The organism is Bacillus sp. Marseille-Q3570 (assembly GCF_946151055.1).
In the GTDB taxonomy this organism is placed as follows: domain Bacteria; phylum Bacillota; class Bacilli; order Bacillales; family Fictibacillaceae; genus Pseudalkalibacillus.
In genome coordinates this window covers 62,461-77,436 of record NZ_CAMGYZ010000017.1, presented here as the reverse complement: position 1 = coordinate 77,436, position 14,976 = coordinate 62,461, and the positions used below count along the sequence as shown (strand labels likewise).

Below are 14,976 nucleotides of genomic sequence, written 5' to 3'. Positions count from 1 at the left end.
CGGACAGGGCGCAGCATTTTTGCACCCTACCCTGTCCGAACTTTGCTTTCATCCGAAAACCTTTAAACGTCCACTACCATTCTCCTAAAATTACTTCATACTTCGAGGTACCCCTTTTCTTTTCGACAACATTTTCAACCTCATGATTCTATCAACCGATTTATTTCCTCCGCAATACCCACTTAACTTCAAATTTTCCGCCCATAAACCCCGTAGTCACACGCATATTTTGACAAAGATTTCAACCCTTTCCATTTAAACTATTTCGTAACACGAAAGAAAGGAGTGCAAATCGTAAACTTCTAAACTATTTGGAGGTGTCTATCATACGAATGACTATGAAAAAGCGTTCTTTAATCGTTGTACTCGTCACCCTGTCCATTTTGTTGATCGCGACCCCATTTTTCAACTCCAACACGACGATCGCCACTACTTCACAGCCGTTAAAGAGTTTTGAAGAAAAGGCTGCACTTGTATCCATCCATGTCAAAGATCGGATGGAACTGGACAAACTCGTAGAAGCTGGGTTTGATCTTACTGAACATGTCCATCAGCATGAAGACGGTAGTTATGACGTCGATGCGATTGTAACGCCATCCGAATTGAAAATAATCCGTAATCAAGGCTTCGAATTCGAAACCGTCTATACAAAAGCGGAGGCTGAACAACGGATTGCAGAAAGAAAATCCCAGGTGAAGAAGCTTGCTCAAGTAGCTTCCTCAGAAGATTCCATCACTATTTTACGCGCCAATTACTTTGAAAATTATTCTGGTACATTCTTATATGTTGAAGCAAAAACGAGTGCTGGTGCGGCAAGCAACGTCGCACTGACTGCCAGATGGGATTCCGGTAAAGGTACAGGAATCGGCTCTGGCGGAGAGGCAACTCTTCGACGTGTCGAGGACTATGGTGAATACCTTTATCACCAATTGCTGCTCCCGATTGAAGAAATCCCTCATCAAATCAAAATTGAAAGCAATCAAGGCGGAACTTCCACCACCACTGTCAGCGAATGGCTTGGAGAAGATAAACCAGACCCGGATAAGCCTCACTATGTCAGCGATTTCGTAGACCACTACATGGACCCTACTGAAATTACTGAGCGGATCGAAAGTCTGGCAGAAGAGTTCCCGGAACTGGCTGAAGTGATAGAACTGCCGAATCAGTCAAACGGTTATCGCAGAAACGCACAAGCGATTCTTGGGAATAATACGAATGACGCTGTCGTCGTGACCTCGAATGAATGGGGTCATGAAGGCGGAAATGACATAAGCATCTCATTGGAAAAACCTGAGGAAGACCAAGCTGGATTATCACTTAGCATAGACGGGCAGGAAATTGTCGTGTCTTTAGCAACCGATGAAAATGGAAATGTATCGAGTACCGCTTCAGATGTCATCACTCTATTGAACGAGGAGGCGAATGAACTCCTTAGCGCTGATACGTTCCGAGGCTCTGAAGGTGATGGAATCGTCACTCCTGAAACATCGGTGCAACTCGATGACAATCTTGATGCTCCAGATTCGATTTCCCGAGATCCATATACCGTTAAAGCCCTTCGGATCGGGAAACATCGTGACGGATCGAAAACCGGCGTCTTCGCTTATTCACAGGAACACGCACGTGAATGGGTCACACCTCTTGTATCCGTTGAAACCGCAGAACGTCTGTTACGGAACTATGCCCATGATCCAGAAACACGTAAATATGTCGATAATCTCGATATTTTCATCGTACCGACCGTCAATCCGGATGGCGCACATTACAGCATGTATGATTATAATTGGCAGCGGAAGAATATGACCAACCATTGTGTGGACACGAATTTTTCGGATCCTCTAGCGAAGGATTACTGGGGCGTCGATTTGAATCGGAACCATTCAGTAGGCTCTGTGCATGATGGTTATATCGGTGCCTCAACTAATTGTACAAGTGCAGTCTATGCTGGACCTGAGGAAGTCTCAGAGCCGGAGGCGCAAAATCTCATCTGGCTGGCTGAACAAAATCCGAATATCAAATTTGGTATGAACATTCATAGTTATGGTGGTTATTTCATGTGGCCACCTGGCGCTTATACGGAAAACCGCGAAACATTGCCGCGTCCGACTGCTGGTGAAGAAGCCTATTTCTGGCAGGCATCTGAAACGATCCTTGATGAGATCAAGGATTACAGAGGCACGGTCATCCTGCCAAGCCGTACAGGTCCAATTCCTGATGTCCTTTACTCTGCCGCAGGTAATTCTGCAGATGCCCTTTGGTACGACTATGGCATCTATGCCTGGGACTTCGAAGTCGGGGCTGACATCTGGAACGAAGAACAAGGCCGCTGGCAAGCTGTCGGCTTCCAACCTCCTTTTGAAGAAGGTCATGCAGAAGCGATGGAATTCGCAAACGGGATGAACGGATTGTTTGATGTCGCCTACCAATACGCAAAAGATAAGAAACCGCCAAAATCCAAAGCGATACCTGGTAAAGGAAACTATGATGAACCTGTAGAAATTTCCTTCGAATCAAGTGAACCAGCAACCATCTACTACACACTGGATGGTTCAAGGCCAACCTTCGAGTCTGATAAAATTCAGATCAAAGACACACGGGAAGGCGCTGAAACGTTGAAGATCGAGGAAACGACGACCATCCACTGGTTTGCGATGGATGCCGCTGGAAATGTCGAGAAAAACTATAAACCAGACGGTAACGGAAACAACTATAACAAAGCGAAAATCACAATAAAATAAGTTTGTAAGATTCGAGGCTGCCGCTTTTAACCGGTGGCCTCGTTTTCCATTTGTCGCGATTTTTTTGAGTTTTGTCGTGATTATTCGAAGACTTGTCGCTATTTTGTAAAAGTATGTTGCGATTAATCTCAGTTATGTCTCGCTCTTTCCTAGTTTGGTCGTGTTACATATTCCCGTGAAATAAAAAAATTTCCATTTCCTTATTGACTCTCACGTTACGTTATACTTTAAAGTAGATATTGAAGGGAGGTACATTAAGCAATGAAGGTAAAAGAAGTAGCTGGCCTGGTCGGCATCAGTGTGCGCACACTGCATCATTATGATGAAATCGGATTATTGAAACCAGAAAAGACATCCCCATCAGGGTATCGTCTTTATTCAGATGATAATCTTGCCACCTTGCAACAGATTTTGTTCTTTAAAGAGCTCGGCTTCCCTTTGAAAAAAATCAAGGAAATCATCCACAGTCCTTCCTTCGATCAGAAAGAAGCGCTAGAACTCCACCGTAAAATGTTAGTGGAGAAACGAAGCAGGATCGACACGATGATTTCGACGATCGATAAGACAATTGAACACACGAAAGGAGCGATTTCGATGACGAATAAAGAGAAATTCGAAGGATTCGATTTCAGCCAGAATCCGTATGAGAAAGAAGCCCGCAAACGCTGGGGAGATGAGGCAGTCGACAAATCGAACGCTAAATTGGGGAACATGTCGAAAGAGGAACAGAAGGCGCTGGGTGAAAAAATGAACGCCATCTACCGCAGCCTTGCTGATCTTCGCGACACTCCACCCGAATCGGATGAAGCACAAGCAGCAATCAAAGAATGGTATGTTTTCTTGAACAGCAATTTTGGTCATCACTATTCACTCGACGCTTTCAAAGGTTTAGGACAGATGTATGTGGATGATGAAAGGTTCACGAAAAACATCGATCAATTCGGTGACGGATTGGCACAATTCATGTGCGACACAATGGCTGTATACGCCGACAAAAACAAAGATTGATCCAATGGAAAAAGGGACTGTCCTATAAGTGTCTGCTCTCTACTAACAACATTTTGGAGAAAAATCGTGGTTTTGATACAAATGTTGTGTTTGAGGAGTCTGGCACTTTTCTATTAGGACAGTCCTTTTAAAATAGTGGTCGTTCCCCTCCATTTCCATTGCTCATCACCCAATCGTTTCATAAGATTCGATTGCTAAATAGTTTTCAATGTTGTTGTAACAGATATCCTTAACGATTTCACCTAAAGTTCCATAGTCCTCTGGATACTCGCCATTTTCTACCCAATTACCGATTAAGTTGCATAGGATTCTCCTGAAATACTCATGTCTTGTATAAGATAATAAGCTTCTTGAGTCCGTCAACATACCCACGAATCTTGAAAGAAGACCGACATTGGCAAGAACCTTCATTTGTTCTTCCATTCCATCACGTTGGTCATTGAACCACCAGGCTGGACCAAATTGGATTTTTCCTGGACGCTCTCCCTGGAAATTTCCAATCATGGATCCCAACATATAGTTGTCTCTTGGATTCAAATTATATAGGATCGTCTTTGGCAATGAATTGCTATATTCCAATGAGTCCAACAGCCTGGAGAGATCCTCGGCATAATTGAAATCACCCATCGAATCGAACCCTTTATCTGGACCGAGCATTTCCATCTTTAACGTGTTGTTGTTCCTCAGACCACCAATGTGTAGCTGCATCGCCCACTCTCGTTCGGAATATATTGTCCCCAACGCCCGTAAGACAGCTGTTTTATACTTTGTGGCATCCGCTTGCGTCAAAGCTTGTCCAGACAACCTTCTTTTAAATATACTGTTAATTTCATCTGCATCCGCTTCAAGGTAGAATTCTGTTTCCAAACTATGATCTGAGAGCCTGCATCCCGCTTGATGAAAATACTCTACCCTGGATTCCAGCCCATCGACCAGACCATCAAAGGATTGAATTAGGATGCCGGTCACATCTGCAAGCTGTCCTACAAAATCGGAAAATGACTCTTTTTCTATGTTCAACGCATCATCAGGTCTGAATGTCGGTAATACCTTGACTTGAAACTGATCATTTTCTTGAAGCTGCTTGTGATACCTTAAATCATCCAGGGGATCATCTGTCGTGCATAACGCTTTTACATTCGATCTATTGATCAATTCTTGCGCAGTGAAGCGCTTTCCTCTGAGCACTGTGTTACACTGCTCCCAGATGCCATCAGCTGTCTCTTTATTTAAAGGGACCGTTATCCCAAAATATCTCTTCAGCTCTAAATGAGTCCAATGATAAAGAGGATTACCGATTAAATAAGGTACCATTTCAGCCCATTTATCAAATTTCGCTTTATCCGTCTGATTACCCGTGATGTACTCTTCTGATATACCATTGCTTCGAAGTGCACGCCATTTGTAATGGTCCTCATTCAGCCAGATCTCCGTCATATTCGAAAAGGATACATTTTCTGCAATTTCTTTGGCAGAGAGATGGCAATGGTAATCGAAAATGGGCATGTCCTTTGCATATTCATGGTAAAGCGTCTTTGCAACATACGTTTCTAGCAGAAAATCTTCATCCATAAAAGCTTTCATGTGGAAACCTCCTTAATCTGCTATTGAACGATAAACGTTTTGATTATTTTTATTGATTTGGATGGCATCCCGCTGTGCAATCAGGCATAATTCCGCTGCCTTGAACGTATGGGATTGTTCCATCGCGTTTTCTGTTCCATTGATACAATCCAAAATCAGTTCACCGAAGTACGGAAATCCGACCTGACCGCTCAAAGAGAAATGCTTCTCTCCGTCATGGTTCACTAAATAAAGGTGATCCCCTTGCTCATCACGAGCGATATCGATGTATTTCCGGAGCTCGATATACCCATCGGTTCCAAGGATGAGCGTGCGTCCGTCTCCCCATGTGCGGAGGCCATCCGGTGTCAACCAATCAACTCTGAAATAATTGGTAGCCCCATTATCAGCAATCAAGGAAGCATCGCCAAAATCCTCAAGTTCGGGATATTCTTCGTGCTTGTAATTCCCGACTTTGCTATGAACGACTTTTGCATCTTTTGCGCCAGCGTAATAAAGGAATTGTTCAATTTGATGACTGCCGATATCGCACAAGATTCCACCATACATCTCCTTTTTGAAAAACCAGTCCGGTCTGCTGTCCACACTGATCCTATGCGGCCCTGCCCCCTGGACTTGCACTACTTCACCGATTGCATCCTGTTCAATGAGCTGACCCGCAAAAACAGCACTTTCAACATGGAGCCGTTCACTGTAATAGACCGCCCAGATAAGCCCAGTCTCCTCTGTCTTTTTCTTTGCTGTTTCCAATTGTTCCAGGGTCGTAAATGGCGTTTTATCCGTGAAATAATGCTTTCCATGATCCATCACCTTCAAGCCTAATTCACATCTTCGTGAAGGTATAGCAGCTCCTGCGACCAGTTTGATAGACGGGTCATTCAAGATCTCATCCTCAGATGCTGCCACTTTGACTTGAGGAAATGCGTTACAGAAGTTTTTCACTTTTTCATGATCAGGATCATATACCCACTTCAAGGTTGCGCCCGCTTCTGTCAATCCATTGCACATGCCATAAATGTGGCCATGATCCAAAGCCATCGCAGCAAAATTGAACTCTCCTTCCTTAACGACAGGCTCGCTTTTTCCTTCAGGTGCATAATTCATCCCATCACTTTTTTGCATTATAAAACCTCCTTAGTGATCGACATCAGCAACACATCGAAAGCCGATATTCCCTGTTGAGCTATCTGGTGAGTTCGAACTTCTCGCGGCCACCCGATAGCGATTGCAATACGATTTGTGGCAAAGATAGGAGCCGCCTCTCATCGATTTAACTTGCCCTGTATCAGGACCCGTGGGATTTGTGTTCGAACTTTCCCGGTGGTAGCGCGGGCTGAACCAGTCATCACACCATTCCCATACATTTCCGCAAACGTTGTAAAGGCGGAAACCATTGGGCTTATACGAATCGACTGGTGCCGTTCTTACATAACCGTCCCTTGCTGTATTTTTATTCGGAAAATCACCTTGCCATATGTTGCACTGATGTTTTCCATCAACAATCAACTCATCGCCCCAGGCATAGAGTTTTTGTTCAAGACCGCCCCGTGCTGCATATTCCCATTCTGCCTCTGTGGGCAATCTCTTTCCAGCCCATTTACAAAACGCTTGCGCATCATTCCAAGAAACATGAATGACCGGGTGATCCATGCGGTTTTCGATTGTCGAGCCTGGACCTTCCGGCTGATTCCAATAAGCGCCTTCAACGGCAACCCACCAGGGGATGTTCGGAACCCTCTGCGGCTTTTGCGCCCACACTTTTTCAGATACGAAATGATGGAAGACGAAAGACCAGCCGAATTTTTCCGCTTCCGTCACATAACCTGTCTGGTCTATGAACGCTCTGAATTGTCTGTTCGTAACCGCATATTGGTCGATATAAAACGGGTTTAGCTCAACGTTCCTTGCCGGCCCTTCTCCATCCTTAGGAAATCCTTTAAGGCTATCTGTTCCCATGATGAAGGTTCCACCGTCAAGCAAAACCATTCCTTCTTTGGTGTGTGACTGGTTTTTTTCTACTGTTCCAGTTGTGGATTCCATGTTTTTTTGGTCTTGGTTTCTTCTTGGTGCACAACACTTCTTCATTTTTTCTCCTCCCAATACCAATCCTTGTTGCTGAATATTCTTTTACCATTTCATTATCGAAATGACAGGATAGTGATCTGACGGATATGCACCGTCTATTTGACTCCGGTCGATCTCTGTCTTCAATACCTGGACTCCAGGCGTTGTAAAAATATAATCGATCGGCGCTCCTTCGTTGCCTCCTTTGAAATTGTGGAACGTACAACCAGGATTGAGGTCCGTTTGCGAAAAAGAGTCGTTCAATTTGGCTGTTGAGCCTAAAAGGGTGATATCCCCCTGTAAAAATCGGATGACGGGATCATCTGGTTCACTGTTGAAATCCCCAGTCAATATCACAGGCAGATTCTTTTCCTGATGCAGTTCGTCCAGTCTTTTCGAAATCAAATGGATACCATGTTCTCTCGCTTGCTGGCTGATGTGATCGAGATGCGTGTTGTAATGGATGAATTCGTTGTAAGGTTCCTTTTTGAATCTGAAATGGCCCCAGGTGCAAACCCTTGGAAAATCACTTTCCCAGCTTATGCTGTTCGGGACATCCGGTTGCACTGATAACCAGAATTGGCCAGATTCAAGGACTTCCAGTTCATTGTGATCATAAAAAATTGCACAAAATTCATCGGACATGCCCCCGCGTCTTCCCTGTCCGATCCATCGATAGTCGGCCAACTCCGATTCGATATCTTCAATCATTCGGAGGAGGCCTTCCTGGGTACCAACGATAAGCGGTCGATGCTTATTGATCACCGAAGCTGCTTTCTTACTTCGATGCGCCCACGAATTTTTGCCATCCTCCGGAATATCAACCCTTAAATTGAATGTCATCACTTTCACGTTGTTCATCCTTCCTTAATAAGAACCTATGTGAATCTGGAAAATTATGTTTACATCGGAATTGCTCAAATCGACTCAGAATTACTTTGAATCACCTCTGTTGTACATAAATCACCCGGAAATTGCGTAAATTCACTCCTGAATCAGCTGAAATGGAGTGATTTTTACAATCAGTGAAAGAAGGATCAACCATGTGAATAGCTGATCCTTTTATACAGAAACTGTTCGTTTCCTTTACTTGAGTACTGTGTTCGTTTCCGGTAGTCTTTCGGTGAAGAAGGTCATCCCGCGTTTGAATGCAGTCAATCCATATAACATCGAGCTCCAATCGATCAATGTGATTTTGGTCGGATACCACCGATCTTTTTGTTCAAGATGCCACCAGGAATAGCGGTGTAATCCGAAATGATAAGACTGGCGGAACTTTTCTTCATCTTCTTGATTTTCTGGATTCGTAAACACATCATAAGGAATATGGAGGCGATACAACGCGTAAAGGTCATGGATTCCTGCAGGATAAACAGGCAAGAATCCTGCTACAATATAAGCCGAAGCGATGTCACCTGGTGCGTTGTTGATTTTATCCGCATGATACCCGCCATGTAGACCATCATTCGGTCCAGCACCATATCCCCAAACATAAGATGGTACATCCTCGATTTCTTTCCATTTTAACCGATCCGCCAGGCAGGCATTTGTGAAGAAGTCTTGATATACCTTGCTCTTCCCGTATTCCGGAACGAGGTAATACGGAAATTGATGGACGAATGAGGATAAAAAGGCGTTTTTATCGTTATCCGTCAAGACAGGAATATCCCGATAATCGACTTGCGGAAGGTCATTTAGTTTCGGATCTGAAAAATTACCATGCCACAACGTTTGGATATCTTCATCTTCCGGCTGCCCCAACAAGGCGAGATACGCTACCAGCGCATACTCGTTAAAAGCAGGCAATGGAGCGGTTCCTTCGCCATCCTTTACAATCATGTTGATGACTCCGTTTTCTTTATCCGCAACAACGACACGCCAGTCAATCTGTTTCAACAGCTCCGTCGCCATTTCATTGATTTGTGGTGCAGTTTCCTTGAAGTGATGACCCGCAAAAAGTGCCCCCGCTACCAATAACGACGTATCAATCGTTGATATTTCAGAATTGAGGTTTTCACCTGTTTCCATATCGACAAAATGGGCGTAAAAACCTGTTTGATCATCACGTGCTGGTTGACACCCTTCGATTTCTCCCATCACACACCGCAATGTGACAAGAGCCTTTTCTGCTGCTTCTAGATCCCAGCCCTCCATATCTGCGACACAGAGACCGATCAGGCCGACACCAGTTGCTGCAATCGAACATCTGAAGTCCGGATTTTCGCCAAACGTCATATATGCATCAGCATACAGACCAGTACGGGGATTCCGAGAAGCGTCCAGCAAAGCGTAGGAATCTTTATATTGGCGGTCGAAAAAGCTTTCCACATTTTCGGGCAAATCCTTATAATAATCCGTTACATTGCTCACGTTTATTACCCCTTCCTAGGCTTTATTATAAATGGTTTGGAACTTTTCATGACGGCTTTCCAGGCGATCCGCTGCTTCATGGCGTTCCTCTTCCCGAAGCTTATTCACATGTTTCGAAAATTCACCTCTGGTATGGTAAGGTCCACCCTCGTGAATGACATTCCACATCGGATCGGTCGGATAATCAGAAGTTACCATTTGCTCTGCCACCCACTCATCCAGCAGCCTCAATCCTTGTCCAACGATTTCGGGGCGTTCATCTACAAGGTTCGACGTTTCGTGGGGGTCATTTTCAATATCGAAAAGCATCAAATCAGGGAAATCCTTCAACCCGTCATGATACGTACGGATCAACATCCAATTATCGAACCGGACAGAACGCTGGCAGCTCCAAGCAGCTTGACTGACGACAAGGTAAGGTCTCCCAGTTGAGCGACCTTCCGTAACTGCTGGTAGGAAGCTTGTCCCATCCCATTTTCCGCGGGGCTCACCACCAGCCATCTCCACTAATGTCGGCCCTAAATCGACTTGATAGTGGAAATCTTCATCAACTTGTCCTTGACGTATTTGCGGACCTGCCATGATCAATGGAATCCGACTTGTAATATGATCGGCTGTCTGGTGATCTCCATATATGTTCAACTCCCCTTGGTTTTCACCATGGTCAGCCGAAATGATGATCATCGTATCTTCAAGTAAGCCTTCCTCTTCAAGCGTATTAAGTATCATGCCGACATGGTCGTCAACATATCGGATTGCGGTATCATACCCGTCAATCCACCTCTTGAAGTCTTCCCGAGAATGGATTTCGTGCGGGAGATCCGGCCATTGGTTTCCTGCTGGCACATTACGTGCACTCATCGGTCCAAAACTCTCCTGGTGCTGGGCGATGATTTCGTCGGTCAACCATTCTGGAGCTGGATTATTTTTGAAAGGGTTTCCATAAGATTCGGGAGTTCGATACGGTGTATGCGGATCCCAGAAATTGAGATACAAAAACCAGTCTTCTTTTTCTGTGCCTCTGCCCTTGATCCATCTCAATGCTTCATCCGAAACTTCTCCTGCCGTCTCGCCAGCATGTTTTCCAGTATCGATCATTTCAAGGAATCCTTCTACAACATCCCAGTTTGCATGTCGGCTAGGAAAAGGACTGATCATAGCAGTATGATGTCCCTGGAATCGCATGACATCAACCCATGCCTGATATGGGGAATGATGGTAGTTGAACTCACGTCCTGCGCCGATCGGACGGTTATCTGCTTCAAGCCCACCATGGTTCACCGCACCTGTATGTATGCCGAACCGGGACTTGAACATAGCATTTCGGCAAGGGGCACATGGGGCATCCGATGCATAATAGTTGGTGAAACTTGTACCTCTTTCAGCAATGCTATCAATATTTGGTGACGTGTTCCGATGGTAACCGTAGCACCCCAAATGGTCAGGACGCAGTGAATCGATATCAATGTAGAGTATACGCATGATGAATCTTCCTTTCCTTAATTGTAAGATTTGTACATTTCATAGAATGTAGTTTTTTAAATGGAGAGACCTTGAATAAAACATACCAACTCTAACCTATATAACCTTTGATGTTTCATAGCCTCTCCCTTTTGTATATAATAAGGGAAAAGTTCCTGACTGAACATAAACAAAATTTAAATAGTTGTATAATTCATAAATTTATTTATCAGGAGTGTAGATGATGAAGATCTATGGTGTTTATCATGATGTGGAACCGACTTGGACAACAAAAAAATCACGTGGGTTGAATACGCTGGTTTATGTAACGGAAGGCAAAGTCCGTTACTTTATCGACAATAAGCAGTTGGACTTGGAAAAGGGCGAGTTTCTGTATGTTCCCTCCAATCAGTATCGTGCTTGGATGAACCATCCGGACGAATCTCATAAAAAATATACTGCTGTATTTTCATGGCAGGATTCTATTCATTCGATTTTTGCTGAACAAAATCAATTGCTGAGGTTCAAACCGAGAAATCCCGCCTATTATGAACAAAGATTTGCCTTTCTCTTCGTGCAATGGCTCGGACAAAAGACCTTTTATGAGCAGCTTTCCTATCATGTCATAGCTGAACTTCTGTTGCTGGTTTCGCAAGAAAAATCAGAACGGAATGCTTCACCAGTCAAAGAACAGATCGTAAGGAAAATGCAAGACCACATCCTGTATAACTTCCGTCGGAACATCACAATAGAAGAGTTGGCGTCAATTGTGGATGTCACACCAAATTACGTCACCATATTATTCAAAGAAGTCATCGGTGTAACACCCATTCAGTATTTACACCAGATACGCATCAATACAGCATGGGACTTGATGACAGATACCAATATGACGATAAGAGAGGTCGCGGAATATCTCGGATACTGCGACCAATCTTATTTCAACCGGATGTTCAAAAAATGGATGGGAACCGCACCATCAAGGATGAAAAGATGATGGAGGTAAATGGGTGTCATACGACCTCTCGTACACGAAAATAGGTATTCATTGTCCGTATGAATGCGTCATACGACCACTCGAGCACTGAAAATGGTGTTCATTGTCCGTAATGCACACCTGCTATCAAACGGTTACTATACTTGACTTTGATAGGTTACGCACTTAAACAGTCGTCACTTCTCTTCCAAGATGATCCGATAAAAGATGCCTTCACTGATCAACATAGTGTCCCCGGCAATCTGTGCTTAAGTCTCCCTGATGTCTTTGCTTCTCGCTGTTTTTTAATATGGAATTTTTATGGTAGGTAGACTGATAGATTTCTTAAGTGAAGCGTACTGTTAGATGGTCATCGACTTTTGCATGTTTTTTGGAAACAACATACGTTACATTTCCGTTCCTCTCCACAACATAATCATCACTTTCTGTAATTTTTCGATCCGTTTCAAAAGCGATGATATCTTCACTTTGTGTGAGGCGGAAGTCGATCTGATCCCCAGCCACATTGTTGATTTCGGCAGTGGCATAGAGGACTTTCACATCACCGAAGGAAACATTCACTGGCAGCATCACTCCATCTTTACTTTGCAGCTCCAACAGACGTCCATCAAATAACCCGGTACCGTTCTCATTAATGTGCAGTTCTTTTTCAAAACCATCGAGGTTCAAAATATGGATGAACCGCTCTCCTTCTTTCGTTGCCGTGGAGGTCATGAATATTCCATGATACTTGCAGTCATGTTGAAGAGCAGCCTTCACGCCCAATCTTTCCAACGCTTCCTTATAAAAACCGAGGTTACAGTTGTACACTGTGCCGATCACAATTGCCCGACCATTTCCAACACTGGATTCAAAACCACACACTTCATCAGATCCATACACACGGATCAATGGGATAGCATCGCCAGTATCAAACACTTGTGCGATGTGAGTTCTGATTTCAGGTCGAGAACCTGCCCAATCATCCCCATAAACAGAGAGTGCATAATGTTGCGACGCTCGTCGAACACCAGCAGGTTGCACACCAAGCGCATCAGCAAGAATCGTACAAGGTTCTGCTTCCAAATCATACGTTGGTACTTGTCCGTAAAGAAGAAGGCCACCGCCGTCGCTCAGATAATCTGAAAGTTTTTGCTGGACTTTCCCATCCATATAAAGGGCAGATGCAAGGACTAGAACAGGTGTTGTTTCTGGATCAATCGGTTTATTTTGTATATCGACAGAACCGAAGCGATAACCAGACAGAAGCATTGCACGGGCCATATTGTCCCATGCGGCAGGCGCACGATTGGCTTCAATGTTCTGATACATCTCCTTCATCTTTTCGCTCGCAGGATAACGTGATTCTGTCATGAAATAATCCGGAATGAAGGCAAAAGAAACATCATCATGTTCCTCTTCCATAATGGCAAGCTTATCCGCGACTGCCATCACGGTCTTTGTGGCTCGAGCCATCCTTGGAAACGTATAATTCAACTCCCCTTCAGGACTGACAGGCGCCGCGAAACCATGCCGTTCTCCAGTATGAGCGATCCGATCATTGCCATCATCATATTTCTCGTCAAGACGGTAGTTCCGTCCACCCGTGAACAGATAATAGTTGATCATCCTGTTCCCTTGCGCGATGCACATCCGTACCTTGAAATCTGCTGCTGATGGATCGTACCGGCTGCTCAGCGTCTCTCCGAAGTTCCCATCTCCGCAATTGAACTCCACCGATGTCAGTGGTTGATCTGGATTGTGGACAGCATCCATGAAACCATTGATCAGATAAAGGTCCTGGAACGTGCTCATATCCAAATCCCCGAAATAGATATCTGAACCAGAAATGTAGCCTGGTGCTTGGGTATAAGATTCATAGAGTTGGCTGATTCCGATCGGGTAGGTCAAAGCACGTCCGCCGCCTGTACCATGGATATTGATGACAAACGGAACATCTTTTACACCAAACTCTTCTGCATAAGTGCGAAGTATTGCAACATATTTGGCAAAACGGTACCTCATATAATAGCCGAGATCATGATGGAGGGCAGGCGTATAGTCTTCCTTCGGCGATCGGATCGAATCATTCCGGATCACCTCATTATCCATTTCAAACGGATAACGGCGTTTCAACTCTTCAGGCTGATACCGTTCATGCAGCCAGTTTGAAAAGTCATCCAGCACATGATCGGTGAGATCCGGACTGTTGCTGACCCATGAGAGCATCCCGATCTCATTATCGAGCTGTACCCCGATGATGTTTCCGCCATTTGCATGCAACCGTGGGGCAATGACGTCCATAACAGCTCCATACCATTTGCGGGTTTCTTCTAAAAATGATGGCGCAAGATAATCTAGTGTCTTGGCCGATACCATTTTTCCATCCCAGGTGATCGGAACGATTTCAGGGTGTTTCTCTATTACCCAGTGAGGAATTCCTTCATTTTTCATTTCCGCCATGATGAACGGCCCAGGTCGGACAAAAAAGTAAAGATCATTCTTTGCGCATAAATCGATGAAGCCCGTCAGATCAAGTTCAGGGCGTGATTTCCCCTCGAGATCAACCTCGCCTTCGACCGGTTCATGACAAAGCCAGGGGACGTAAGATGCAACTGCATTACAGCCAGAAGCTTTCAACTTATCAAGACGATCCTGCCATTCCTCTGGTTCCAGGCGGTAATAATGAATTTCACCGCACATCAGGATTTGAGGTTCACCATCTATGAGGATTTGCTTGTTTTTGATTTCAATCATTTTACTTCCCTCCTGTTA

Annotated in this window: 10 protein-coding genes; 3 read left to right on the top strand and 7 right to left on the bottom strand. The window is 44.5% G+C overall.

Annotated elements, in window-relative coordinates:
- Positions 1-332 precede the first annotated feature (332 nt).
- Complete coding sequence (locus tag N8M93_RS19455; protein WP_261134290.1) at positions 333-2,738, top strand: M14 family metallopeptidase; 2,406 nt, start codon at positions 333-335, stop codon at positions 2,736-2,738.
- A 261-nt stretch (positions 2,739-2,999) separates the two neighbouring features.
- Positions 3,000-3,746: a MerR family transcriptional regulator gene (locus N8M93_RS19450; protein WP_261134289.1), complete on the top strand. Its 747-nt coding sequence runs from the start codon at positions 3,000-3,002 to the stop codon at positions 3,744-3,746.
- 165 nt (positions 3,747-3,911) lie between these two features.
- Here the strand turns inward: N8M93_RS19450 and uxaC are convergent, their stop codons facing one another.
- The 6 genes from uxaC to N8M93_RS19420 all read right to left on the bottom strand — a co-directional run bounded on the left by uxaC (position 3,912) and on the right by N8M93_RS19420 (position 11,246).
- Entirely contained in the window at positions 3,912-5,330 is a 1,419-nt protein-coding gene (gene uxaC, locus N8M93_RS19445) for a glucuronate isomerase (RefSeq protein ID WP_261134288.1), read from the bottom strand.
- 12 nt (positions 5,331-5,342) lie between these two features.
- Positions 5,343-6,452, bottom strand: a complete 1,110-nt coding sequence (locus tag N8M93_RS19440; RefSeq protein ID WP_261134287.1) for a Gfo/Idh/MocA family protein — start codon at positions 6,450-6,452, stop codon at positions 5,343-5,345.
- A 12-nt stretch (positions 6,453-6,464) separates the two neighbouring features.
- Positions 6,465-7,415 (bottom strand): formylglycine-generating enzyme family protein, encoded by a 951-nt coding sequence (locus N8M93_RS19435; protein ID WP_396125729.1) that lies wholly within the window; start codon positions 7,413-7,415, stop codon positions 6,465-6,467.
- 42 nt (positions 7,416-7,457) lie between these two features.
- On the bottom strand, positions 7,458-8,237 hold the full coding sequence (locus N8M93_RS19430; protein ID WP_261134308.1) for an endonuclease/exonuclease/phosphatase family protein: 780 nt from the start codon (positions 8,235-8,237) through the stop codon (positions 7,458-7,460).
- A gap of 243 nt (positions 8,238-8,480) precedes the next feature.
- Positions 8,481-9,764 (bottom strand): hypothetical protein, encoded by a 1,284-nt coding sequence (locus N8M93_RS19425; RefSeq protein WP_261134286.1) that lies wholly within the window; start codon positions 9,762-9,764, stop codon positions 8,481-8,483.
- 15 nt (positions 9,765-9,779) lie between these two features.
- A complete protein-coding gene (locus N8M93_RS19420) occupies positions 9,780-11,246 on the bottom strand; it encodes a sulfatase (RefSeq protein ID WP_261134285.1) in 1,467 nt (488 codons plus the stop codon).
- 220 nt (positions 11,247-11,466) lie between these two features.
- Here N8M93_RS19420 and N8M93_RS19415 point away from each other — a divergent pair, with 220 nt between their 5' ends.
- A complete protein-coding gene (locus tag N8M93_RS19415) occupies positions 11,467-12,222 on the top strand; it encodes an AraC family transcriptional regulator (protein ID WP_261134284.1) in 756 nt (251 codons plus the stop codon).
- A 324-nt stretch (positions 12,223-12,546) separates the two neighbouring features.
- On the opposite strand, the gene N8M93_RS19410 is transcribed toward N8M93_RS19415, so the two are convergent.
- Positions 12,547-14,958 (bottom strand): beta-galactosidase, encoded by a 2,412-nt coding sequence (locus N8M93_RS19410; protein WP_261134283.1) that lies wholly within the window; start codon positions 14,956-14,958, stop codon positions 12,547-12,549.
- Between the last annotated feature and the right edge of the window lie 18 nt (positions 14,959-14,976).

Coding starts and splice junctions, on each gene's coding strand:
- N8M93_RS19415 (WP_261134284.1), top strand. CDS start 11,467: ATGATGAAGATCTATGGTGTTTATCATGATGTGGAACCGACTTGGACA.
- N8M93_RS19435 (WP_396125729.1), bottom strand. CDS start 7,415: ATGAAGAAGTGTTGTGCACCAAGAAGAAACCAAGACCAAAAAAACATG.
- N8M93_RS19455 (WP_261134290.1), top strand. CDS start 333: ATGACTATGAAAAAGCGTTCTTTAATCGTTGTACTCGTCACCCTGTCC.
- N8M93_RS19410 (WP_261134283.1), bottom strand. CDS start 14,958: ATGATTGAAATCAAAAACAAGCAAATCCTCATAGATGGTGAACCTCAA.
- N8M93_RS19450 (WP_261134289.1), top strand. CDS start 3,000: ATGAAGGTAAAAGAAGTAGCTGGCCTGGTCGGCATCAGTGTGCGCACA.
- uxaC (WP_261134288.1), bottom strand. CDS start 5,330: ATGAAAGCTTTTATGGATGAAGATTTTCTGCTAGAAACGTATGTTGCA.
- N8M93_RS19420 (WP_261134285.1), bottom strand. CDS start 11,246: ATGCGTATACTCTACATTGATATCGATTCACTGCGTCCTGACCATTTG.
- N8M93_RS19440 (WP_261134287.1), bottom strand. CDS start 6,452: ATGCAAAAAAGTGATGGGATGAATTATGCACCTGAAGGAAAAAGCGAG.
- N8M93_RS19430 (WP_261134308.1), bottom strand. CDS start 8,237: ATGACATTCAATTTAAGGGTTGATATTCCGGAGGATGGCAAAAATTCG.